We start from the raw sequence: 20,983 nt of genomic DNA, 5'->3' as shown, positions 1-20,983 counted from the left end.
CGCGGGACCCGGCCGTCGCTCCCCAGGGGCCCGCAAGTATTCGCTCAAGGGATGGCTCACGCCCGCCCACCGCTCGCCCAGGGACGGCTCAGCGGCGGCTCAGTAGCGGCCCAGCCGGGCGGAGGTCTCGGTGACCAGCTCGAGCAGGGCAGGCTGGACGTCGGGACGGACCCGGAGCAGGTCCTCCAGACGCACCCGCCACGCACCGATCTCGGCCAGCGACGCCTCTTCCCGCTGCAGGCGCGTCCGCGTCGCGGCCAGGCACGCCTGATAGGTGCGGCCGAGGTTCCGCTCGATCATCTCGCTGAGCCACCAATAGGCGTCGGCGCCGGACGCGGCCACGAAGGCGCGCGCGCCTTCCCACGCCACACGTTCCTGATGGATGACGTCCATGGCTGGAAGCTACCCCCGCCGATCACCCCGTGCAATGGCCCTCCGGGCCATCGTTCATGGGCTTTCGGGAGCACGTGACACGGCCCCCTGGGCGCGTCACCCCTCCTTCTTGTAGGTGGCGCGCAGATGGGCCTTGGTCAGGGCTTTGGCGAGCCGTGGGGTCATCGATCTGATGTAGGTGTCGGTGAGATGCGAACCCTGGCGGTAGATGAGCACGTTGCCGATCACGGCGGGGCAGCGCTCGGTCGGGCAGATGGCGTCGAAGAGATCGACGACCTCGACGCCCTTCATGCCCTTGGCCGCGGTGTGCTGCGTGACGGCCGAACTGCTGTCGTACTCCTTGCGATCGAACGAGCAGGCGGACAGCTTGTCGGGGTTCTTGGCCACGCACTCGTAGACGTTCTTCCCGGGATGGGGATTGTTGGCGATGACCATGACCTTGGAGCCCATGGCCCGCAGACGGCCCCACATGTCCCGGAGCCCGACGACCATGGCCTGCTCGGTGAACTTTCCGGCGGCGTCGCGTCCCTGGGTGTCGGACTGTGAGGTGACCACCCAGTCCGGCGGGTCGGCCTGAAGCCGCTTGAGGACGTTGGCCCCCCAGGCACGGCAGGTCTGCCCTTCGGTCTCGATGACGGCCATGGAGAAGCTGCACGCGGACTTGAGGTAGGTCACCATCCGCCAGCCGTTCTGCTTGGCGAGCGGTTCCAGGGCGGACGTCCATTGGGCCACCTTGGAATCACCGACGACCGCCACGGTGATCGGCCCCTTCGGGTCGCCGTAACGACACGTCACGACCGCGGTCTTCCCCTCACCCTGAAGACAATTGTCGCGAAACGTCAGGTCGATGTCCTTCGTGGCCTCCGTCGGAAGCGGAGTCATCCAGTCGACGTGGTCCACGACGGCCCCGGCGGGATCCCCGCGCGGGTCGTCACGCAGCACCGCGGCACCCAGCGCGGTCTTCGCGCCGGGCCCTCCGACCGCCGGGACGGCGAGCACCAGGACGATCCCCGCGGCGACGCCGATGAGGGTGAAGTTGGCCCCGAGGCTCAGGGCGAGCCGCGCGGAGCGCGAGATCGCCGCGGAATGCCGGAAGCCGCTTTCAACCGTGCGGTAGGTCAGCCACGCCGGCACAATCGACACGGCCACCACGGCAAGACCCTTGTACGTCGACAGTCCGTCGAAGTAGACGGTCGCGACCACGATCAGCGGCCAGTGCCACAGGTACAACGAGTACGACAGGCCGCCGATCCACCGCATCGGTCTCACACCGAGCAGCGACGCGGGCCCGCCCCTGGTGACCGCGAACCCGGCCGCGATGACCGAGGCGGCGCCGATCACCGGCAACGCGGCGGCGTATCCCGGCCACGCGATGTTCTCGGTGTAGAACAACCCCGACACCGCGATCGCGGCCAGCCCCGCCCATCCGATGACGAGGGCCGCCATCCGGGGCAGGCGTGCGCAGGCCCCCGCGGCGAGAGCCACGGCCGCGCCCACGCCCAACTCCCACATCCGCGTGGTCGTCACGAAGAACGCGCTCGCCGGGGACTGCGCCGTCTCGATCAGCGACCAGGCGAAGGACGGGACAATCACCAGGAGCAGTCCGGTCCACAACGCGGGCCGTGTCCGATTCTTGATCATCTTCGCCGCGAGGATCGCGAGGAGGATCAGCAACGGCCACACCAGGTAGTACTGCTCCTCCACCGCCAGCGACCAGAAGTGCTGAACGGGAGACGGCTGGGAGTCCTCCGCCAGGTAGTCCACCGAGCGTGCCGCCAGACGCCAGTTCACCACGTACAGGGCCGAACCGGCGATGTCGCCGCCGATCTCCTTCCACCGTGTGTCCGGGATGAACAACCACGTCAGCAGGGCGGTGGCCACCAGGACCACGCCCGCCGCGGGCAGCAGTCGCTTGGCCCGCCGGGCGTAGAACCGTACGAGCGAGACGGTACCCGTCCGGTCCATCTCCGACAGGAGCTGGGTGGTGATCAGGAATCCCGAGATGACGAAGAAGACGTCGACCCCGACGAAGCCGCCGTGGATGAACGGCAGACCCGCGTGATACAGCAGCACCAGCCCGACGGCGACCGCACGGAGACCCTCGATGTCGCCGCGGAAACGGCTCGACCGCGTTTCCCCTTCGGCCGAGTGCCCCGCCGGCCCACCGGTGGATGTCATGGCCGGCCTGTCCACGAGGACGTTGCCCGGTGGAACCGCCGGGCCTCCGAAGTCGGGCGCACGACCCGGCGCCACATCCGGTGCACTCAGTGCAATCACCTGTTCACATCGAGGTAGGAGCGGTCCAAGCCCGACCTATTGCCACATACACGCCCAAACGAATGCCGAGCGGCAGCATAGCGCTCAGACGGCGTGTGATCGCATGGACTGGCGTCGCTCACGCTCCGGGAAGATCGATCGAAGGGGAGTTGGCTCCGGGGACCAGCAGACGAGGACTGCCGCTCGCGTCGGCGGGGACGGCCCACACGTCGTTCACGCCGTCGCCGCGCTGCAGCCCGTAGGCGACGGTGCGTTCGTCGAGCCAGATGGCCTGGTCGTCCACGCTGCGGTTCTCCGCCGTCGCGACGACCTTCCTGGACGCCAGGTCGAGCACCGACAGCCGCCATCCTCGGGCGGGGTCGCCGCCGACGGCCGCCTTGAACGCGACGCGGGTGCCGTCCGGCGACAGAGAGGGGCACTCGACACCGTCGGCCAGGGTCTTCAGCGTCTTCGCCGCGAAGTCGCCCTCGACCAGATAACGGTGGCCGGCGGTCGCCATCGTGGCGTAGAACCGGTTGTCGTCGTGGCTGAAGGTGATGCCCCACACGTTGACGTCCGCCGCCCGGTACGGCCGGCCGTCGACGACGGCCGCGAACTCCTCCACGGAGGAGGCCAACCGGCCGGTGCGGGTGTCGAGGATGCCGGCCCGCGTGGAGAACTCTCCGCCCGCGTAGGAGTCACCGCTGACGAACAACGTCCAGGCGATCATCCGTCCGCTGTCGGACACGCGCAGGCGGTTGGGGAAGCCGGTCAGCCGGATCGACCGACGCTCCCGCATGCCGTCGTCGAGCACGGAGAGCCGGGTGGCTCCGAGGGCGCTCGCCGGCCGGAGACAGGCCACCGTGCCGGCGGCCGCGTAGGCGCGGTCGCAGCGCTGTGAGGTGACGATCCGGGGTCCGCTCGGGTCGCCGAGTGAGACGGCGGCCACCATGCCGTTGTCGAGCATCCGGAGCCTGGGGCCGTCGGCGCTGATCGTGCCCGCGGCACTCGGTTCCGCGATCCCCGGTGAGCCGGTCGGGGCCCGGAGGATGTAGACGACCACCACCACCGCCAGCAGGACGGCCGCGGCGAACGTGACGGACGCCCTCGCCCGCAGGCTCAGGCCGCCGGAGCCGGACATGCCGGAACCGCCGGACGGCCCGGCGTCGCCAGACCGCCCGGAACCGCCGGACCCGCTCGGGTCATTCATGACGTCGCTCATGACGTCGCCTCCTTCGTTCCGCTCTGCCGCCGCTCCTGTCCGGACAGCAGCACCGCCGTCGCCGTGATCGCGATCCCCCCGGCCAGTACGGCGAGCAGGATCGCGGCGCCGGTCCCCCACAACTGCCACGCGACACCGAACAGGACGGACGACCCCAGGTAGGCCACGGCCTGGCCGGTCTGCACGAGTGCGAGCCCTGTCGTGCGCAGCCGCTCTGGCAGGAGAGGCGCCGCAAGCGCCATCAGGATGCCGTCGGTCGCGGCGTAAAAGAGTCCGTAGAGCCCGAGCACGACGATGACGAGCACGGGCCCGCCGACCGGCCCGAGCAGTGCCAGGTACACCAGAATCAGCGCGCCGTAGCCGCAGAGCGTCACGGGAAGCCGGCCCACGCGGTCGGCCAGGACGCCGAGCGGTGCGGCGAGCAGCAGGTACGCCAGGCTCGTCCCCACGGCGAGCAGCGGGAACCAGCCGAGCGACAGGTCCTCCCTTCGCTGGAGCAGGAGGTAGACGAAACCGTCCCCCACCGTGGCCAGGCCGAGCAGGCACGCCGCGGCGAGGAGTCTGCGCACGCCGGGGATGCGCAGCAGACCGGCGGCCTGACGCGCCGACACCGCTCCCTGGGACGGCTCCCGTGCGGTGGCCGGCCCTGTCTGGTCCCGGACGAACAGCGCCAGGATCACCACGGCGAACGCGGCGACGCAGAAACTCGTGACGAACACGGCGTCGTACTGCTGCCCGGCCAGGGCGAGCACGGCCAGGGCGACCAGTGGGCCGAGGAACGCGCCCACGCTGTCCATCGTCCGGTGCACCCCGAAGGCCCTGCCCAACTGGTCCGGCGGGGCGGACAGGGTGATCAGGGCGTCACGCGGAGCGGTGCGCAGGCCCTTGCCCGCCCGATCGGCGGCGATCACCAGGCCGATCGCGGTGACCGATCCGCCCGCCGCGAGCAGCCCGAGCTTCGCGATCGCGGAAAGGCCGTAGCCGAGGCCGGCGACGGCCTTGCGCCGCCGCACCCGGTCGGCCAGATATCCGCCGACGAGCCGCAACAACACCGTGGCCCCCGTGTAGGCGCCGTCGATGACGCCGTAGGCCGCGGGGCTGAACTGCAGCCCGACGACGAGGTAGACGGGCAGGATCGCGGTGACCATCTCCGAGGAGATGTCGGTGACGAGGCTGACGGTGCCGAGAGCGAACACGTTGGCGCCGATCGCCGTCCAGCGGCGCCGACCGGCCTGGCCGTCGCCGGTACGCGTCCTCCGCCGGCCGATCGTGGACAGGTACACGGGCGTGCACACCTTCCCGAGTGAGGGTGGGGATGCCGCGCCCGGTGTGCGAGGGGCACGCCGGGCGCGGCGCCGTACGGCCGGGATCAGTGGCAGGAGTTGGTGCCGCCGTCGGTGAAGGTCTTGCCCGACTGAGGCACGAACTGCCAGGTGTAGCTGTTGGAGTGCAGGGTGAACTTCAGCACGCCGAAGGTGTTGTTGTTACGGACTTCGCTGTTGGGCTGGATCGTGCCGAAGTTGTACATTCCGGCGCCGCCCGTGCCCACGACGAAGTGCCTGATGCCGCGCGTGTTGTCGAGCTGCCCGCTCGGGTTCATCGGGGCGAACCGCTCGTACTGGTGATTGTGCCCGGTGACGACCACCTCGGCGTTGTTGTCGTACAGCGCCTGCACCAGCGGGCCGACGGAGGTCGTCGGCGCGTGATTGGAGCCCGAGGTGAAGCGCGGGTGGTGCCAGATCGCGAGGGTGCACGGCCGGGTGTTGGCCGCGAGATCGGAGCGCAGCCACTGCTCCTGCGCCGAACCGGCGTTGCAGCCGCCGATCGAGGAGCAGTTGGAGTTCAGCGCCACGATGTGCCAGTTGCCGAGGTTGTAGGAGTAGTAGCCCTTGCCGGGCTCACCCGCGGACGACCCGAAGTAGCCGAAGTAGCCCGAGGCGCCCGAGGTGTTGTACTCGTGGTTGCCGGCCACCGGGCGCGTGCGCGCCTTGTGCCGGCCCCAGGTGGGCGCGTAGTAGTTGTTGAAGTCCGCGGTGGACCCGTTGTCATAGGCGTCGTCGCCCGCGGTGAACACGGTGCCGGGGATGCCGTCGAGCAGGGCGGCGGTCGCGGTGTCGCCGGATCCGGAGTTCGCGATGTCGCCCGCGCCGACCAGCACGGGGTCCCCGGAAGTCGGGGTCGGGGTGGGTGTGGGGGTCGAGGTGGTGCCGGTCGTGATGACCAACTGCGGAGCGGTGGACCCCGACTCGCGTGAGTCGAAGTCGGCGCCGTCGCTGCTCGACGACGTGACGCCGATGCTGAACGTGCCGTTGCCCTGGACGTAGGAGGTCACGTCGACCTCGTACCAGGTGTTGCGCACGACCGAGCCGACCGAGCCGAGGGTCGCGCCGTCGATGGCGGGCTGGCTGGCCCAGGTCACCCCGGTCTCCGACCAGGTGGTGTTGCTCATCGCCTTGTAGGTGCCGCCGCTGGGGCTCTCCGCGCCCGAGACGTCGTCGGTGTGGACCCGCAGCTTGGCCCCGGTGACCGTTCCGGACACGCCGGACACGGTGAACCTGAGGAACATCCGCTTGACAGGCGAGTTGTCCACGCCGAGCTGAGCCGATGTGCCGTAGTTGGTGGTGGTCACGGAGTTGTCGACATAGGTGTCCGCCACCGGGGTGAAGGTGGCGGTCGCCGCCGACGCGACTGTGGCGTCGCCCAGCACCGCGACCACGGTGCCGGCTGCCACGCTGGCGGCCGCAAGAAATGTCGCGATCGCGGCCTTGCGCCTCAACATCGTCCAGGCCCTCCCATTATTGACTTGTGGTTACTGGGGGCTTTTCGGACGGTAAAGAGGCGTCCCGACAGCGCGATGACGGCCGATGGGTTACCCGGTGGCCACCTGGTGAACGGCTGAAGATCACCTGAATGTTCGCTGTGACCCGGCCGTCACTCCGCCGGCAGGATGACAAACGATCGTCTTCTCCGGGATCGAGCGAAGGACCCTCGCGAGCTCCTCTTCTGACGCGCGGCCGGCGTCACACCGTGTGCGGCTGTGTTCTTCCCGGGACGGTCCGCCCACGAATTCCGGCATTTGGGGTTATCCTCCCGTTCGCCGCGAAAGCCGTTCTCGTGCCCGAGGAGCCCGATGACCGACACCGAATCGTCTGACGTGACCACCGCACCGGGGCTGACCCATGAGCGGGTGGGCATGTTCACCGACGCGGTCTTCGCCATCGCCATGACCCTGCTCGTCATCGAGATCCCACGCCCGGAACGTCACTCCCGTGGGGACGGCACCGACCGCATGGCGATGGCCCGCGAGCTCTGGCACTTCCTCGACGAGAACGCCGGCATCTTCCTGGCGTTCTTCATCGCGTTCATGGTGTTGTGGGCGACCTGGCGTCAGCATCATCGGCTGTTCGACCAGATCACCAGGGTGAGTCCGGGGATGCTGCGCATCCACATCCCGTTGCTGATCCTCGTCGTGCTGCTGCCGTACCCGACGGCCCTGATCGGCGAGTCCTCGCTGAACCCGCTGTCGGTGACCCTGTTCGCCGGCGCGGAGGCCGGCCTGCTGTTCTGCCAGGCCGGCCTGAACCTCTCCGTCGTACGCGGCGGGGTCGCCAGGCCGGGCACCGACACCCACCACCTGCGTGTCACAGCGATCATGTTGTTCGTGGTCGGGGTCTTCTGGCTGATCACGGCCGCCCTGAGCTGGGTGGCGGACGGCGTGCCGTACCTCTGGCTGCTGACGCCCCTCATCATCCTCGGCGGGAACCGGGCGGGACGCCGCTTCGTGACCGCCTGACGCCGGTCAGCCCGCGCGCTCCTGGGCGACCCGTTCCCGTACGGCGGGCACGACCTCCTCGGCGAACCGGCGAAGCTGGGTCTCCTGGTCCCCCTCGCCCCAGAAGACGAACGTGTCCATCCCATAACCGACCGCGACATCGGTCAGCTCGTCGGCCCACTGGTCGGCGGGGCCGTTGAGGAAGCCCGACGACGAGCCGTCGGTGATCGTGCCGTTGACGTTGTAGAGCCTCCGGATCTCCCTGGGCTCACGCCCGGCCGCCGCCGCGGCGTCGTCGATGCGGGCGTTGAACTCGGGCAGCGACTCCGGCGGAGCCCACCCGCTCGAGGGAAGCCAGCCGTCCGCCAGCCTGCCGGTGAGAGCGAGAGCCCTCGGCCCGCGTACACCGAGCCAGATCTCGATCGGATGCACAGGCGCCGGGCCCGGCTTCGCGCCCTTCAGCCGGTAATGCGCACCCTCGAAGCGCAGGGTCGGCTCGCCGCTCCACACTCCGCGGATGACCGTGACGGCCTCCTCCAGCGCGTCGATGGCCTCCTTGGGCGTACGGCGCGGCCCGCCGTACGCCTCGATGGCGTCCCAGAAGCCGCCCGCACCGAGCCCCAGTTCGACCCGCCCGCCGCTGAGCAGGTCCAGACTCGCGGCGGACTTGGCCAGGACCGACGGCGGCCGCAGGGGCAGGTTCGCGACATCGGGAAAGACCCGGATGCGCTCGGTGCCGGCCGCGATGACGCTCAGGAGCGTCCACGTGTCGACATAGCGCCGTTGATAGGGATGGTCCTGGACGCCGATCAGGTCGAGCCCGAGCCGGTCGGCCGCCTGCGCGGTCCGCAGCAGAGGATCCCCCGCGTTCGGCACGAGGAAGTATCCGAATTCGACATCCCGCCCATAGTCACCCATGCCCGCGAAAACCTCCCGGGCCGTCCGGTTGTTCCCCGGGCCCGTGACGTCGCTCCGGTGACACCTTTTCAGCTCATCAGCCGAAACCAGCGGCACAACCCCTTTGTCTTTCTTAACGCATTTATGCTGCCAATTCCAGTTGTCGGGACGCAAGGATATTTGCATGACACATCGGACATGTCCGAGCGCGAACACAAAATACGACAGGAGGGATATTCAGCCTGGCTCGACACGGGATTCGCGTGGCTTCATCAATAAAGTGGCAGCCGAATGGCAAAAGCCGCTGATGATCGTTTGCGGCATGGATGGCCGGGAAACAAGACAACGCAGTGTTGATCTGCAGGGTTTTTCAGAAAATGCACTTCTTGCCGATTCTGAAAAATATCAGAATGCAGGGCAGTAATCCTTTCTAGGAGAGAAACCAAATGCCCAAGGCTCATGGCCTCATCGCGGTCCTCGCCACCACCGCCACCCTCACGGGCGGCGCCCTCGTGTTCGGCGCTGCCGTCACCGCCTCTTCCGCCGGCGCCTCCGCCGGAGCCATCAGCGGCGTCTCGAGCCAGGTTCGCCACGTCGCCGACGACGACGACGATGACGACTCGACCTTGGACGTCGAGCATCGCAACCGTAACCGCAACTTCAACCGCAACCGCGACAGGCAGCGGCAGCACGGCCGCCTGAACATGCGCGAGCGGCAGCACATGCTGCACGACATCAACGTCAACCTGACGCCGTCCCAGAATTCGGACACGACCGCGACCACGGACCAGACCTTGGACCCGACCACGTCGACCGTGGTGACCGGACCAACCGACCCGCCGGTCGTCTACAACACCAACAACGCCAACAACTCGGGCTCGGCCGCCGCCGCGGCCAGCAGTTCGGCCTCCTCCCAGCAGCAACAGCAGCAGCAGCAGAACAACGACGACGGCGGCGGCGTCGCGCAGACGCAGAACGTGCCGGCCACGACCACCAACACGGTGACGACGCTGCCGGCCACGACGAACAGCACCACCAACACCACGGTGACGACGCTGCCGGCCACGAACAACACCACCACCACGGTGACGACGCTGCCGGCCACGACCGACACCACCACGTCGGTCCTGTACACGCCGCGGCCGGTCACGACCACCACGCTGTATGCGCCGACCTACGCCCCGCTGCTGACGGCGGACGTCGACGCCAACGTCCGGCTGGCCCTCGCGCTGCGGCTCCGCCTGGGTCTCGGCCTCGGCCTCGGGCTGGTCCTCTAGGCACGAGGACCGGCGGGCCGGCGCTTTCAGGCCCGGCGCATCGCAGAAGGTCAAGGAGGGGTCGTCCGCGCGACGAGGTGGCACCATGGCACCTCGTCCGGCGGGCGGCCCCTCCCCTTTTCCCGGCCGCCCGGACGGCGCCGGTGAACACGAGCCTCGATCAGCGGTCGTGCGGGCCACCTCCGCCGGCCGTGTTCCACAACGTGGCCCACTGCTCGGCGGTCAGGTCCTTCGGCAGCAGGTGCGGCGACACGCGTTCCCGTCTCAGCCAGTCGCGTACGGCCGCGTGGTCGTCGCATGCGACCCCGCCGAGGATCTCGCCGAGCCCGCGCCCGCGCCCGGTGAAGACCTGGCGCACGAAATCCTGATACCGCCCGCGCTCCTCGATGAGAGGGACGGCTCGGCGCGTCATCGTCAGCAGCCCGCCGTCGACCGACGGCATCGGACGGAAGGACCGGGCGGGCACCCGGCGGCGCGGTCCGAACTCGTACCAGGGCCACCAGGCCGCCGTCAGCATGCTGGCGCCGCCGACTCCCGCTCGCCTGCGGGCGACCTCCCACTGCACCAGCAGCACCGCCGTCCGCCAGTGGCCTGCGGGCAGGATCCTCCGCAGGATGGCGGTCGTCAGATGGAACGGGATATTTCCGACGATCACGTGTGGATGCCGGGGGAACCGGTATCTCAGGATGTCCGCATTGACGATGGTGACGTTCTCAGGCGTCCGGCGGACGAGCCGCGACGCGCGCAGGGGGTCGACTTCGACGGCGGTCATCGGCCTGCCGGAGCGGCTCAGCGGCAGCGTCAGTGCGCCGTCGCCGGGGCCGATCTCGACGATCGGGCCGGTCGTCAGGGCGACCAGTTCTTCGATGGCGGCGATGACCGAGCGGTCGACCAGGAAATTCTGGCCGAGTTCGTGCCGCCCGCCCTGGTAGGGGTGATGCATGGATGCTCTCCGCGTGGACCCGGAATAGTGCCGGGCAGCACGAAGAGCCGCACCGGCGAGGACACCGAAGGCGGCAGAGCTGTGGTGATGAACGCGAATCAGCCCGCCGCTAGAAGCGGCGGATCCTGATGAAGAACGGGCAGTTCATGTACGGCACGCTAGCAAGGCCCTCCCGGCACGGCGCAATTCAATTACTGTCGCGGCGCGGCGCTGCCGCGCGATACCGCGCGATACCGCCGAAAGAGGCGCGAACACGAGCTTCCTCACGCCATGCGAGCCGTTCAGCCTTCGGACAGATCCGGGGACACGGCTCCGTTGACGCTCACCGTGGGTCGGCGCGGCACGTCGCCTGGGCCCCGTTCGTTGAGAATGCGCTGGAAAAGACGATTCTCGCGCCACGCCCCGTTGATGTGCAGGTAGTCGGGGGCGGTGCCGATCAGCCGGAATCCGCACGCGGTGAGGACCCGTTGAGATCGGACGTTGTCGATCAGAGTGCTGGCTTCGATCCGGTGAAGGCCGAGGTGCTCGTCGGCCGTACGGCACACGAACTCGACGCCCCTGGTGGCGAGACCGCGGCCGCTGTAATCGGCGTCGATCCAGTAGCCGAGGCTCGCGCTGCGGAACGGCCCCAGCACGATGTTCGAAAGGGTCATGGTGCCGACGATCCGATCACCGTCGGCGAAGACCCACGGCAGCGCACGGCCGGAGTCCTGCTGCACCAGCAGGCCGCGCACCCGGTCGGCCTGGCCGTCGAGGGTGTAGAAGTACTCATCCCGGTCCGGATCCCAGGGCAGCAGGTGCTCGCGATTGCGCAGGTACGCCTGCCGCAGGGCTTCCGCGTCGGCCAGCGTGACCAAACGCAGCGAAATCTCGTCGATCACGGTCACAGGGGGAGAGATCACGCTGGCCATGATAGGCAGCGAGCCGGGTGGCCCGGGCCGGTGTCCAGGCGGCGGCCCTCATACCGGTCCCGGCCGGTCCTGGTGAGGTCCTCATGGGTCCTTGTTTCGGATCCTTGTTTCGGATCCTTGTTTCGGATCCTTGAGCGGGACGCTACTGACCCACTCGCCCGTCGATCCGTTCGCGCAGAAAGTCGGCATGGCCGTTGTGCCGCGCGTACTCCTCGATCATGTGCACCAGGACCTCGCGCAGGCAGTCGCCCCGCTTCCCGACGAGGTCGAGATCGGGCGCCTCGGCCACGAACCGCTCCGCGAACGCGACCTCGGCCCGCCACGTGTCCCACGCGTCGGCGACCACGGCGGGGTCGGGGACGGCGCCGTTGAAGTCTCCATCGCGGTCGTCGTCGGTGCGATAGTGCCGAGGTCCGTCCTGACCCGCCAGCCTGATCCGGAACCAGGTCTGCTCAACCCCAGCAATGTGGCGCACCAGCCCCAGCAGGGACATGTTGGACGGCTCGACCGAGCGGCGAGCCAGGTCGGCGGCGTCGAGGCCGGAGCACTTCATCTCCAGCGTCAGGCGCTGATCGCGCAGGTACCCGACGAGCGTGGCGCGCTCACCCTGGAACCCTCCCTCGCTCCGCTGGTCGTCATCAGGGTGGACGAACATGTCCCACCATCCGAATCGTCGGGCGTGCTCTCCCTCTGCCGAGGTCTCCGCTCCGGGGTCGTTCTCAGGCTGGGCCGTATGCGACATGCCCCCCAAACTAACGACGAGCCGCCGGGGATCCGCAACAGGTTTTCCTCGGACACGGCACGCAATCGGACGCGCCTGCTCGACGCCGCGGCCGGGCCGGCTGAAGCGACTATCCCGGATGTCGTTCCTCATTCTTCGACGCGAAAATCCCTCCTTCATCGAGACGACCGTTGACACCCTGCGATACGGACAGTCGTCATCCTGGCGAAATGCCTGGCCGATCGGCGCGGAAACTCTCGTCCACCACCTGCGCCTGGACAGGTATCCGATAACCCCTAATGCACCAAATGGCACATCGACCTGCCGGCTTTGCGCTGATATTGTTCGGTCAGGTGTTCCTGTCACGCGCGTCAATGAGCGAAGTCGGGAGTCTACGTGGGGTTATTCAGCTCCGAGTCGCGCCGCGAGCGGCGGTTGCAGGCTTTGCAGGACACCTCCAACAAGCACGCGGAAACGGCACTGCTCCTCTGGCGTGCGGGACACCCGGATCAGGCGCTGGTCTACAACCGGCAGGCGCTCGCCGTCATCCGCCGGCTTCGAGCCGAGGAGCCCGACAACGAGCAGCACCTCGCTCAACTCGCGGGCAAGCTGTACAACCATGCGGGAATGCTCACGCAGAGCCGCCTGTTCGCCGAGGCCGCGGACACCGCCCGCGCCTGCCTGGACAGCTATCTGGAACTCACCGGCGGCGAGGTCAGCAACTCAGCGATCCTGGGGGATCGGCTGATGAGCCTGTCTCACTCGCTCCGCCCGACGCTGACGCCCCGAGGCAGCCTCACCCGGCTGGCCGCCATGACCGCCGACGCCAAGGGCAGGCTGGCGTCGATTCTGGCCGTCCTGCAATCGCCCGGCACCGCCGAGGAGGCTCTCCGGCTCGGCTCTGAGGCAGTCTCGACGTACCAGGTCCTTGCCGGGGTCGACCACGATTACCGCACCGATCTGGCCAGGGTGCGGGAGCAATACGCCACAGTCCGCCAACTCCTCGGCGACAAGGCCTAGCACCGCCCTCGCGACCGTGTCGCGCCCGATCTTCGGCTCGACGGCCACCACGCTCTTCACGTTAAGTGCTCCAATTGCCCGACTCGGAGCTGAACGACGCGCATCTGCTGAGGGGATCGCAGCGAATTTCTGGAGCCAGTTGTGCTCGAAACGGGTCAGGACATCCTTCGCCTCTTGGGTGTGTCCGGCGGATCCTTGTTCGTAGCGCGCCCGGACAAGGATCCACCGGACGGCTAATTGACGCAGCCCGGGATGGTGTTCAGCGGACTGCAGTTATCGGGGATGTTGTCACGGACAATCGATTTCTGGAGGCTGACATCGGCGTTGCCGGTGGCGATTCCGCCGCCACCGGATCCCCTGTTCTGCCTGACCACGACGTGGTCGAGTGTGGTGGTTCCCAGGTTGGAGATGCCTCCTCCCAGGCCGCTGGATGTGTTTTCCAGCACGTTGGTTTGGATGAGATGCGACACGCCGCTCGACTGGGTGTTCAGTCCGCCGCCGTTGATCGGTGCACTGTTCTTGGTCAGGATGCCGTCGGTTATCGTCAGGGTCCCGAAGTTGATGACGGCACCACCTCCGACGCCCCCGGCCGAGTTCTCCTTGAGCACGCTGTGGGAGATCGTCGCGCCGGCGCCCGCGTTATTGGCCAACGCGCCACCGTTTCCTGCCTGGTTGCCGGCAAGGATGGTGTGGTCAAGGAGCACGGTGCCCGCGTTGAGGATCGCACCGCCGAGGCCCGTCGTGCTACCGCCCAGGATGGAGATGTGCTGGACACGGAGCGTCGCGCCGGATGCCACCTCCAGGATGCGGAAGGCGGGGGCTGCGACCGGATCGCGCCTGATCGTCGTGTTCAGCCCACCCACCAGAGTGATGTCGCCCGTGATGATCGGGAGGGCGTCGTTCGGGGTGGTCGGGGTCGCGTAGTTGTAGATTCAGTTCGGCGCGAGAAGGAGCGTGGCGACTCCGGCCCCGTTGGCTGTCTGGATCGCCGTGACGAGCGCGGCCGCGCTGCACGGGACGTTCACGGCCGCCGCCAGACGGGGCATCGCCTGCGCCGACGACGGCGCCGCACCCAGTGCGATCCCCGCTAGCGCAACGGCACCTACGCCGCCGATGATTCTAGGAAAATAGCCCATCGGGCCGCCTCTATATAGAAATGGACTTTTGTCCTGCCGGTGACGAATGCCCTGTCGACATCGCCGACAATTAGGGGAACACGCCTGGGCTGAGTGAACGGTCAGGGAGCGTCTCCGTTCGGAACAGTTGACCAAGATTTGCAGGCGCCTTTCATGCGTCCGCCGCCTGCCGCGCGCCCCACGTCGAGGGTCCTGTTCTCGACGGGACGGCATCTCTTCGCACCAGAACAAGCCCGCCTCACCTGGCGCGGTAAACCATTGTGCGCTCGCCGGAGTCGTACATAGGCGCGCCCATTGTGGCTGCCGCCTCAAGCGCGACTTGTGATTCCAACTGAATCGCTGACAGCCGATCAGCAGGAATGCTCTGGACCGCGCCCGGGGACATTCTGCCGCTTATGTCGGAAATCATCCGACAATTCCCCCCGGAAAGAGGATCCATGCGCAAGCGCACCCGAATTGTCGCCATCACCGTCGGCGTCGCAGTCGTGGCGGGAGGTGGCTACGCCGCATCGACGGCGATCGCCGCGACGAAGACGCGGCCGAACACCTCCGCCGCGACCATGGACTCCAAACACAAGCCCGATGCCGTGGGTCTCTGCTTCAACATCAAAAGCCGAGCCATCCGGTCGGCGTCGGTGGATCCCGGCTACTCGTCGCAGGCGACCTGCGCGCAGGACGGCTCCGAGCAATTCGTGCTCCTCCCCACTCAGTGGGCGATCGACAAGCTCAAGCTGAAGGCCGGCCCCGCAGGTCCCGCCGGCCCGAAGGGCGCGACCGGCCACACCGGTCCCCAGGGGCCCGCAGGGCCGATCGGACCTCAGGGACCCAAGGGAGACAAGGGTGACAACGGCGCACCCGCCCCGGTCGCGAAGAAGACCTTCAAGGCGACCACGCACCTGACGAACCGGTCCGACTCCGGGACCAGCGGGGAGACGTGGGCGAAGGACACGATGGACCGCACGGTCACCATCACCCGCGAGTACGGCGTCCCCAAGGAGACCTGCGGCGCGGGCGCGACGGTCTGCTACTACTACACGGGCACTCTGGTGGACGACGGCACTTTCACGACGATCGCAGGAGCCAAGACGCCCGCCGACCCGTCCAAGACGATCGGAGCGGCCATCACGGGCAGCATCGAGGGCGGAACAGAAGGCATCTCCTTCTACGCGGACTCCAAGACACCGGACGAGCTGGCCGTGCCCGCGACCGGCGCGGGTGACCCGCCGCTCACCTCGTCGACCGGCGAATGGGTGAAGCAGTTCTTCCCGACCGGCACCAAGTTCGCGCAGCTGGACCTGGGCGGCTGGTCCTGGACGTACAAGACGTCGCCGAGCTGCGACCTGGTCGAGACGCACACGCAGACCACGGCAGGCGTGTCCGGCAACATCACCGCCCCGGTGGCCTGCTCGTAGGCGCACAGAACGCGGGCCCACGCCCTCCAGGCCATTTGGGAAGCTGTGACGATGAATCCGTCTGGAGACCTGCCGACCATCGACGCCCTGGACATCGCTCTGGACAGCTCGGCAGGTCTCGTCAGGCGGATCACCGCCTCGCAGCTCCACCTGATCACCCCGAATCCGGGCTGGACGGTGCGCGACGTCATCGGCCATTCGATCGGAGTCACGCTCAAGTTCGCCGCGTTCGCCGCCGGGACGACAGATCAGCCCAGGACCCCGAAGGGCGATCTTGTCGGTGCGGACCACCATCTGGCGTTCGAGAAGACGGTCCAGGCGGCCAAGGTCTCCTGGGCCGAAGTCGACCTGTCCCGTGCCTGCTCCCTGCCCTTCGGTGAGTTCTCCGCCGATCTCGCGGCCGGAATCAACCTCTTCGATCTGCTCGCGCACGGCTGGGATCTCGAAACCACAGTGGGAGCGAAGTACTCCTGTCCGGACCAGGTCTGGGCCGTCGGCCTCACGGCGGCCCGCCAGGTCATCGGGAAGGACCGCGATCCACGCCACTACGCCCCCGAGCTGGCCACAGGTGCTCACCCCACTATCCGCTCCCGGTTCCTGCGATACCTCGGACGTCAGGGCTGACCTCTGCTCGGCTCCGCCTGGGATCCGACGAGATCACTCCTTCCCATTTATGGAAGGGCGTATTAAAGTGTGGCTTCATCATGAAGGACGTACATAAAATCTCCACCGACTCCGACGGTCTGCTCTTCGACCCTCAGGCGAGAACCGCCCTGGCCCAGTTCATCGGCGGCGACGACACCCTTGCCATGGAAGCCGCCGCGGCCGTCCGCACCGCTTCCCACGCGATCGAGCGCATGCGCGCCCAGGGCTCCGAAAATCGTGGGCTCAGCTCGGGGACGCTGGACGTTCTCCTGCGCCTGAGCACCTCCCCCGACGGGATGACCATCGGCGATCTGGCCAAATCGGCGGGAGTGAGCTCCCGCAACGTCACCGGGCTGGTCGACACCCTCGAACGGGACGGCCTGGTGCAGCGGGCTCCCGCCCCCCACGACCGGCGCTCCGTCCTGGCCAGGATCACGCCGGCCGGACAGGAGTGGATCGAGAACTGGCGGCGGCCGACCCAGCTCGCCATGGGAGCGATCTTCCGCGACTTCACCCCCGCCGACCTGGCCCAGCTACGCCATCTGTGCCTGCGTCTTGCCGACAACCATCACAAGCTCACCGAGTATCTGAATGGAGCCCGATGACCACCGCGCAGACCGTCCGCGGCTATCACGACGCCAGGTTCCGGGGTGACGTGGCCGCAGCGGCCGCACACCTCGCGGAGCCCTTCAGCTTTCGCAGCCCGTTCATCAGCTCCACCGACCCGGCCGGCCATCTGGCCGGGCTGCCGGGATTCGTCCAGGTGGTCACCGGCGTCGACATGATCAGCGAGTTGTACGGCGAGGCCGAGGCCACACTCGTCTACGACGTCCACACCGCCACCCCGGCCGGCACCCAGCGGACCGCCGAGCACTTCCGCCTCGACGAGAACGGCAAAATCAACAACATCCTGCTGATCTTCGACGCCGCGCCGTGGCAGTCGATGGCGGCATTGATTCAGGGCGAGTGACTGAACGGTACACAGCCCGTGAGCGCCAGTCGGCACCGCATCGTCCGCGCCTGTTGAGGGCACGAGCTCGTCTTCCCAGGTGGGCCGGTCCTCCCCCGGCGACCAGCTCCGCGGCTCCGAATGGCGCCTTCGGGGGTCATGTGTCACCGAAGTACCCCGAACGATGTCGGCCCGGTCCTTTGCGATGCGGGACAGTGGACTCTCCCCTGCCTTCGCCCGCATTCTGCGCGTCTGGCGGTGGAGTCTTCTTCCTGATCCGCCTGATCCGCCGTACCAGCCAGGTGACAGCGGCGAGTGTTCCGATCAAGGCAACCAGACCGATAATCGCCAGAGGTGTGATGCTGGCGTTGTCGCCCGTCACAAGCGCTCTGGTCAGCCGTGGGCGGTGGGAAAGCGCGGCCACCACGACGACAACCCCCGCTCCGATGACTGCGAGGATCGCCCAGGCGACGAACTGCACGACGGACTCCACCATGAAATCCACGAGGTGTCTGCCTAAGCGGCGCATTGCAGGCCTTTCGTGGACTGGCGCAATCATGGCGTATCTGGTGTTGCCGAGGGTCTTGGGTGCACGCTTCGAACAGCGCGCGTCATGGCGGGGGTTGTCCCCGGCGGCCCGGCCGGGAGTGAAGGCGTGGCGGACGGCGGTGGCGAGGCTGGCGCGGCGGCGATCGTGGTCCCCGTCGGGGTCGGCCGTTGTCGCGGTGTAGCTCAGCCCGCATGCATGAGGGATGAGCCGATAGATGGCCTCCTCAGTGCTGAAAAATCGTTTGTTCCCCTTCACCAATCGGTTCTTCGAAGCCGGTCATATATCTGTTGAGAAGGTCTTCGGAGACGGTGACGGCATTGGCCCCGTGCGTTGCATTGCGTACAACGAGGCGCCGGCGCAGCGTCTCCGGACTCGCTTTTAGATAGATCAGTTCCCACCGGCGTCCATGGCTCTCCACGAGCTCGTGCCACAACATGTCCTCGGCGGCCAGGCGACTCCTCGCCTCCGAAGTCGGCCATTCGAGCCCACGTCGAAGATCGTCGGGCCTTCTCCGCCTCGATGGTGGCACGAGGCTGCGGAGAGTGCCGTCCGCCAAGTCAGACGCGGTTGCCGCTGATCTCCGCCTGATAACGGATTTGGCCGAATCCAGCGCCGCCGTACCCCATGATGTCGACGGAGCCGGAGAGGTTGCCGCCCTCATCGACCGTTATGGACATCTGCCCGGATACCGGAGCGTAGATTCCGGCCGCCAGGCCGGAGCCGGCGGTGAAGTTGTTCCCGAGCGTGGCGGCCACCTGCTCGTCCGGCCGGACGGTGACCGTCTGACCGTCCACCTCGACGTACGCCAGATCGATGTTGGCGGCTGACGCCCCCGGATCGCAGCCGGAATTACTGCTGAACCAGATGGCGCCCGCTTCCGGCTGGGCTCCCGGGAAGCCCGAGATCAGGCAGAGGTCCACGACGTTGACCTCGTTGGTCGTCCCCACCTCGGAGATCGTGTCGAGAATGCGCACCGTGCCACCGCGCTCGAAGTCCGCCCATCCGGCGGTGCCCTTGATCGTCACCTCGTAGCTGCCGCCGGCCAGGCTCGCCTCCTGAGGCTGGTCGACCGTCTCCTCGGTTTCGGGCGTCTCCGTCGCCGCGGACGCCGCCTCCGTCGCCGCCTCCTCCGTAGGCGGCGCTGTGGGCTCGTCGGTTGCCGCAGTCGTGGTCGCAGCGATGGCCGTCGGGGACGTCCCCGTGCTCGGCGACGCGCGGTCTGCTCCCGATGAGCAGGAGGAAAGGACAAGGGTGAGGACGACAGCGAGAGATCCCCGGGCGAGGTTCGCTCTTCCTTGTCCGTTGTCAGCACACGCCATGGCCGCGTTCTCCTCGTTCGTGCTTGTCAGACCGATCAGGCCTCAGCATCCAATGAGTGAGATCGCGAGACACCCGAAAAATACGGATTTCAGCAAGCCGTCCGGGTCGATTGCGCCGGGAGCTTTGTCCGGGCTGCGCTCAAGAATGGCGTCCACGACGGCGTTGTTCCACATGGCCGCGCTCGGCCCCGGGTGCGCCCAGCCCATGGCGGCGAAGTCGGAGCTGCTCAGCTGGATGACCAGCTTGTTCCGGGACGCGATCGCCTCGATGATCGCGGGGTCAACGCGGGCCTCCAGCAGCAGTGCCCGGACGCCGGTCGGCGAGGCCGCGCCCCTGGTCGCCCGTCCCCTCAGTACCCCCAGATGGGACACGTCGGGCAGGGCCCAGGGTCCTTGGGGGCGGCCTTCGCCGCAGCCTGGACAGAAGCGTTCTGGCCGTCTCCGGTGTTGGCAACATCGGTCATGAGACTTGGGCGCGTTCGCGGATCTCCACCGCCGTCTCAAGCATCTGCCGAGTGTTGGTGAACCAGTCCTGCAGATTCAGATCCACGATGAGCTCGTCTGCGCCAGACTCTGCGGCCGTGTGGATGTCATCCATGATCTGGTCGAGAGTGCCGACGAACGCCGATCGGTCAGGTCCTGCCGGACGGTCGGTGAAGGTGACGTTTCCCACCGCGACCATCTCCATCCGGCTCGTGTCCCGGCCGTACTCGGAAGCCATTTCCCGGATACGGTCCCAGCTTGTGCGCAGTTCCGCGGCTCCGGCCGGCCCGGGCGTGGTCAGTAGCGGCAGCCAGCCGTCTGCGCGTTTGGCAACGCGCTCGACGGCCTTGGGACTGCCGCCGCCCACGTTGATGCCACCGCCGGCCAGCATCACGGGGATTTTCGAAACGGGCTTGGGCAGGACCGAGGCGTTGTCGATGATGACGCGAGGACTCCGGAAGTTCACCGGGTCCGGCCCCCACACGGCATCGAAGACGTCCAGAGTCTCGTCGAGGAAGCGGCCGCGATCCGCTCGGGTGGCGCCAGTGGCCTGGAGCTCGTCGGTGGCCCAGCCGGTGCTTATACCTGCGATCATGCGGCCGCCGCTGATCTGATCGATCGTGGCCAGCTGCTTCGCCAGCTGGACGGGTGTGTGGAGTGCAGCGATCAGAACGGCAGTCCCGAGGCGCACCTTTTCGGTCGCCACCGCCGCTGCCGTGAGGACTGCCAGGGGATCGGCGGCCTGCCGCGAGGTTTCCGGCCACGGCACGTTCGGCAGATCGGCGTATGAGTCGACGGGCGTCTCCGGGAAGAGCAGCCGTTCGTACGTCCACAAACTGGCGTACCCGGCCGCTTCGGCCGTTCTGGCCGCTTCGACCAAGTCGTGTTGTAGGTCCACTCCCAATCTCTGGGGCAGACGAAGTCCGAGTCTCAAGTGAAACCCCCGATGTAGTCGTGAATGTCGTGGCCGCCGCAGGAACTGAGCCGAGCCGCACGCCTACCCCCGCTTCCCCGGCAGAGGGCAGATTTCGGCTGTTCCCGGCCCACCCAGCGAGTCTTAAACACTCACATTGATGT

At 67.7% G+C, this 20,983-nt stretch carries 23 protein-coding genes; 8 read left to right on the top strand and 15 right to left on the bottom strand.

The genetic code is table 11. From position 1 onward, the window contains the following. Window positions 1–99: 99 nt before the first annotated feature. From Psi02_RS21215 to Psi02_RS21195, 5 genes are all read right to left on the bottom strand, one after another. Window positions 100–393 (bottom strand): hypothetical protein, encoded by a 294-nt coding sequence (locus Psi02_RS21215; RefSeq protein ID WP_203976735.1) that lies wholly within the window; start codon window positions 391–393, stop codon window positions 100–102. A gap of 96 nt (window positions 394–489) precedes the next feature. Then, complete coding sequence (locus tag Psi02_RS21210; protein ID WP_203976733.1) at window positions 490–2,571, bottom strand: acyltransferase family protein; 2,082 nt, start codon at window positions 2,569–2,571, stop codon at window positions 490–492. Between the two features lie 217 nt (window positions 2,572–2,788). Next, on the bottom strand, window positions 2,789–3,871 hold the full coding sequence (locus Psi02_RS21205) for a TolB-like translocation protein (RefSeq protein WP_203976731.1): 1,083 nt from the start codon (window positions 3,869–3,871) through the stop codon (window positions 2,789–2,791). Beyond that, window positions 3,868–5,166: an MFS transporter gene (locus tag Psi02_RS21200; RefSeq protein ID WP_239095044.1), complete on the bottom strand. Its 1,299-nt coding sequence runs from the start codon at window positions 5,164–5,166 to the stop codon at window positions 3,868–3,870. The genes Psi02_RS21205 and Psi02_RS21200 overlap by 4 nt, the downstream gene beginning before the upstream one ends. Window positions 5,167–5,240: 74 nt before the next feature. After that, window positions 5,241–6,650 (bottom strand): CBM96 family carbohydrate-binding protein, encoded by a 1,410-nt coding sequence (locus Psi02_RS21195; protein ID WP_203976729.1) that lies wholly within the window; start codon window positions 6,648–6,650, stop codon window positions 5,241–5,243. Between the two features lie 351 nt (window positions 6,651–7,001). Here Psi02_RS21195 and Psi02_RS21190 point away from each other — a divergent pair, with 351 nt between their 5' ends. Continuing rightward, the gene (locus Psi02_RS21190; protein ID WP_203976727.1) at window positions 7,002–7,664 is read left to right on the top strand and encodes a TMEM175 family protein; all 663 of its coding nucleotides are present in this window, start codon (window positions 7,002–7,004) and stop codon (window positions 7,662–7,664) included. Window positions 7,665–7,670: 6 nt separating this feature from the next. Here the strand turns inward: Psi02_RS21190 and Psi02_RS21185 are convergent, their stop codons facing one another. After that, the gene (locus tag Psi02_RS21185; protein ID WP_203976725.1) at window positions 7,671–8,561 is read right to left on the bottom strand and encodes an LLM class flavin-dependent oxidoreductase; all 891 of its coding nucleotides are present in this window, start codon (window positions 8,559–8,561) and stop codon (window positions 7,671–7,673) included. Between the two features lie 163 nt (window positions 8,562–8,724). Between Psi02_RS21185 and Psi02_RS21180 the strand changes: the two genes are divergently transcribed. Both Psi02_RS21180 and Psi02_RS21175 read left to right on the top strand, forming a co-directional pair. Next, window positions 8,725–8,964 carry a hypothetical protein gene (locus Psi02_RS21180; RefSeq protein WP_203976723.1) on the top strand — a complete coding sequence of 80 codons (240 nt, stop codon included), beginning with the start codon at window positions 8,725–8,727 and terminating at the stop codon, window positions 8,962–8,964. 22 nt (window positions 8,965–8,986) lie between these two features. Continuing rightward, window positions 8,987–9,817, top strand: a complete 831-nt coding sequence (locus Psi02_RS21175; protein ID WP_203976721.1) for a hypothetical protein — start codon at window positions 8,987–8,989, stop codon at window positions 9,815–9,817. A 160-nt stretch (window positions 9,818–9,977) separates the two neighbouring features. Here the strand turns inward: Psi02_RS21175 and erm are convergent, their stop codons facing one another. From erm to Psi02_RS21160, 3 genes are all read right to left on the bottom strand, one after another. Continuing rightward, window positions 9,978–10,760: a 23S ribosomal RNA methyltransferase Erm gene (erm, locus tag Psi02_RS21170; protein ID WP_203976719.1), complete on the bottom strand. Its 783-nt coding sequence runs from the start codon at window positions 10,758–10,760 to the stop codon at window positions 9,978–9,980. Between the two features lie 281 nt (window positions 10,761–11,041). Beyond that, a complete protein-coding gene (locus Psi02_RS21165) occupies window positions 11,042–11,662 on the bottom strand; it encodes a GNAT family N-acetyltransferase (RefSeq protein WP_239095043.1) in 621 nt (206 codons plus the stop codon). A 151-nt stretch (window positions 11,663–11,813) separates the two neighbouring features. Continuing rightward, window positions 11,814–12,413 (bottom strand): DinB family protein, encoded by a 600-nt coding sequence (locus tag Psi02_RS21160; protein ID WP_239095042.1) that lies wholly within the window; start codon window positions 12,411–12,413, stop codon window positions 11,814–11,816. Window positions 12,414–12,788: 375 nt separating this feature from the next. Here Psi02_RS21160 and Psi02_RS21155 point away from each other — a divergent pair, with 375 nt between their 5' ends. After that, a complete protein-coding gene (locus tag Psi02_RS21155; RefSeq protein WP_203976717.1) occupies window positions 12,789–13,412 on the top strand; it encodes a hypothetical protein in 624 nt (207 codons plus the stop codon). Between the two features lie 233 nt (window positions 13,413–13,645). Here Psi02_RS21155 and Psi02_RS21150 read toward each other — a convergent pair whose 3' ends face one another. Both Psi02_RS21150 and Psi02_RS21145 read right to left on the bottom strand, forming a co-directional pair. Then, window positions 13,646–14,275 (bottom strand): hypothetical protein, encoded by a 630-nt coding sequence (locus tag Psi02_RS21150; RefSeq protein WP_203976714.1) that lies wholly within the window; start codon window positions 14,273–14,275, stop codon window positions 13,646–13,648. 69 nt (window positions 14,276–14,344) lie between these two features. Further along, entirely contained in the window at window positions 14,345–14,548 is a 204-nt protein-coding gene (locus Psi02_RS21145) for a hypothetical protein (protein ID WP_203976712.1), read from the bottom strand. 437 nt (window positions 14,549–14,985) lie between these two features. Between Psi02_RS21145 and Psi02_RS40740 the strand changes: the two genes are divergently transcribed. The 4 genes from Psi02_RS40740 to Psi02_RS21125 all read left to right on the top strand — a co-directional run bounded on the left by Psi02_RS40740 (window position 14,986) and on the right by Psi02_RS21125 (window position 17,575). Further along, on the top strand, window positions 14,986–15,960 hold the full coding sequence (locus tag Psi02_RS40740) for a collagen-like triple helix repeat-containing protein (RefSeq protein WP_203976710.1): 975 nt from the start codon (window positions 14,986–14,988) through the stop codon (window positions 15,958–15,960). Window positions 15,961–16,011: 51 nt separating this feature from the next. Continuing rightward, window positions 16,012–16,584 (top strand): TIGR03086 family metal-binding protein, encoded by a 573-nt coding sequence (locus tag Psi02_RS21135; RefSeq protein ID WP_203976709.1) that lies wholly within the window; start codon window positions 16,012–16,014, stop codon window positions 16,582–16,584. An 80-nt stretch (window positions 16,585–16,664) separates the two neighbouring features. Continuing rightward, on the top strand, window positions 16,665–17,210 hold the full coding sequence (locus Psi02_RS21130; protein WP_203976707.1) for a MarR family winged helix-turn-helix transcriptional regulator: 546 nt from the start codon (window positions 16,665–16,667) through the stop codon (window positions 17,208–17,210). After that, on the top strand, window positions 17,207–17,575 hold the full coding sequence (locus Psi02_RS21125; RefSeq protein ID WP_203976705.1) for a hypothetical protein: 369 nt from the start codon (window positions 17,207–17,209) through the stop codon (window positions 17,573–17,575). Before Psi02_RS21130 ends, Psi02_RS21125 begins: the two co-directional genes overlap by 4 nt. Before the next feature lie 136 nt (window positions 17,576–17,711). On the opposite strand, the gene Psi02_RS21120 is transcribed toward Psi02_RS21125, so the two are convergent. The 4 genes from Psi02_RS21120 to Psi02_RS21105 form a co-directional block, all read right to left on the bottom strand. Further along, window positions 17,712–18,359, bottom strand: coding sequence for a hypothetical protein (locus Psi02_RS21120; RefSeq protein ID WP_203976703.1), 648 nt, complete (start codon window positions 18,357–18,359; stop codon window positions 17,712–17,714). Between the two features lie 302 nt (window positions 18,360–18,661). After that, the gene (locus tag Psi02_RS21115) at window positions 18,662–19,423 is read right to left on the bottom strand and encodes a hypothetical protein (RefSeq protein ID WP_203976701.1); all 762 of its coding nucleotides are present in this window, start codon (window positions 19,421–19,423) and stop codon (window positions 18,662–18,664) included. A 42-nt stretch (window positions 19,424–19,465) separates the two neighbouring features. Continuing rightward, window positions 19,466–19,795 carry a hypothetical protein gene (locus Psi02_RS21110; protein ID WP_203976699.1) on the bottom strand — a complete coding sequence of 110 codons (330 nt, stop codon included), beginning with the start codon at window positions 19,793–19,795 and terminating at the stop codon, window positions 19,466–19,468. Between the two features lie 88 nt (window positions 19,796–19,883). Beyond that, entirely contained in the window at window positions 19,884–20,804 is a 921-nt protein-coding gene (locus tag Psi02_RS21105; RefSeq protein WP_203976697.1) for a TIGR03619 family F420-dependent LLM class oxidoreductase, read from the bottom strand. Window positions 20,805–20,983: the final 179 nt, after the last annotated feature.

The organism is Planotetraspora silvatica, assembly GCF_016863315.1.
Lineage (GTDB): Bacteria > Actinomycetota > Actinomycetes > Streptosporangiales > Streptosporangiaceae > Planotetraspora > Planotetraspora silvatica.
This window is presented reverse-complemented; position numbering and strand designations above follow the sequence as displayed.

Excerpts from the sequence above, each read along its gene's own strand:
- Psi02_RS21215 (WP_203976735.1), bottom strand. The coding sequence starts at position 393 with ATGGACGTCATCCATCAGGAACGTGTGGCGTGGGAAGGCGCGCGCGCC.
- Psi02_RS21210 (WP_203976733.1), bottom strand. The coding sequence starts at position 2,571 with ATGACATCCACCGGTGGGCCGGCGGGGCACTCGGCCGAAGGGGAAACG.
- Psi02_RS21205 (WP_203976731.1), bottom strand. The coding sequence starts at position 3,871 with ATGAGCGACGTCATGAATGACCCGAGCGGGTCCGGCGGTTCCGGGCGG.
- Psi02_RS21195 (WP_203976729.1), bottom strand. The coding sequence starts at position 6,650 with ATGTTGAGGCGCAAGGCCGCGATCGCGACATTTCTTGCGGCCGCCAGC.
- Psi02_RS21190 (WP_203976727.1), top strand. The coding sequence starts at position 7,002 with ATGACCGACACCGAATCGTCTGACGTGACCACCGCACCGGGGCTGACC.
- Psi02_RS21185 (WP_203976725.1), bottom strand. The coding sequence starts at position 8,561 with ATGGGTGACTATGGGCGGGATGTCGAATTCGGATACTTCCTCGTGCCG.
- Psi02_RS21180 (WP_203976723.1), top strand. The coding sequence starts at position 8,725 with ATGACACATCGGACATGTCCGAGCGCGAACACAAAATACGACAGGAGG.
- Psi02_RS21175 (WP_203976721.1), top strand. The coding sequence starts at position 8,987 with ATGCCCAAGGCTCATGGCCTCATCGCGGTCCTCGCCACCACCGCCACC.
- erm (WP_203976719.1), bottom strand. The coding sequence starts at position 10,760 with ATGCATCACCCCTACCAGGGCGGGCGGCACGAACTCGGCCAGAATTTC.
- Psi02_RS21160 (WP_239095042.1), bottom strand. The coding sequence starts at position 12,413 with ATGTCGCATACGGCCCAGCCTGAGAACGACCCCGGAGCGGAGACCTCG.
- Psi02_RS21145 (WP_203976712.1), bottom strand. The coding sequence starts at position 14,548 with ATGGGCTATTTTCCTAGAATCATCGGCGGCGTAGGTGCCGTTGCGCTA.
- Psi02_RS40740 (WP_203976710.1), top strand. The coding sequence starts at position 14,986 with ATGCGCAAGCGCACCCGAATTGTCGCCATCACCGTCGGCGTCGCAGTC.
- Psi02_RS21135 (WP_203976709.1), top strand. The coding sequence starts at position 16,012 with ATGAATCCGTCTGGAGACCTGCCGACCATCGACGCCCTGGACATCGCT.
- Psi02_RS21130 (WP_203976707.1), top strand. The coding sequence starts at position 16,665 with ATGAAGGACGTACATAAAATCTCCACCGACTCCGACGGTCTGCTCTTC.
- Psi02_RS21125 (WP_203976705.1), top strand. The coding sequence starts at position 17,207 with ATGACCACCGCGCAGACCGTCCGCGGCTATCACGACGCCAGGTTCCGG.
- Psi02_RS21115 (WP_203976701.1), bottom strand. The coding sequence starts at position 19,423 with ATGGCGTGTGCTGACAACGGACAAGGAAGAGCGAACCTCGCCCGGGGA.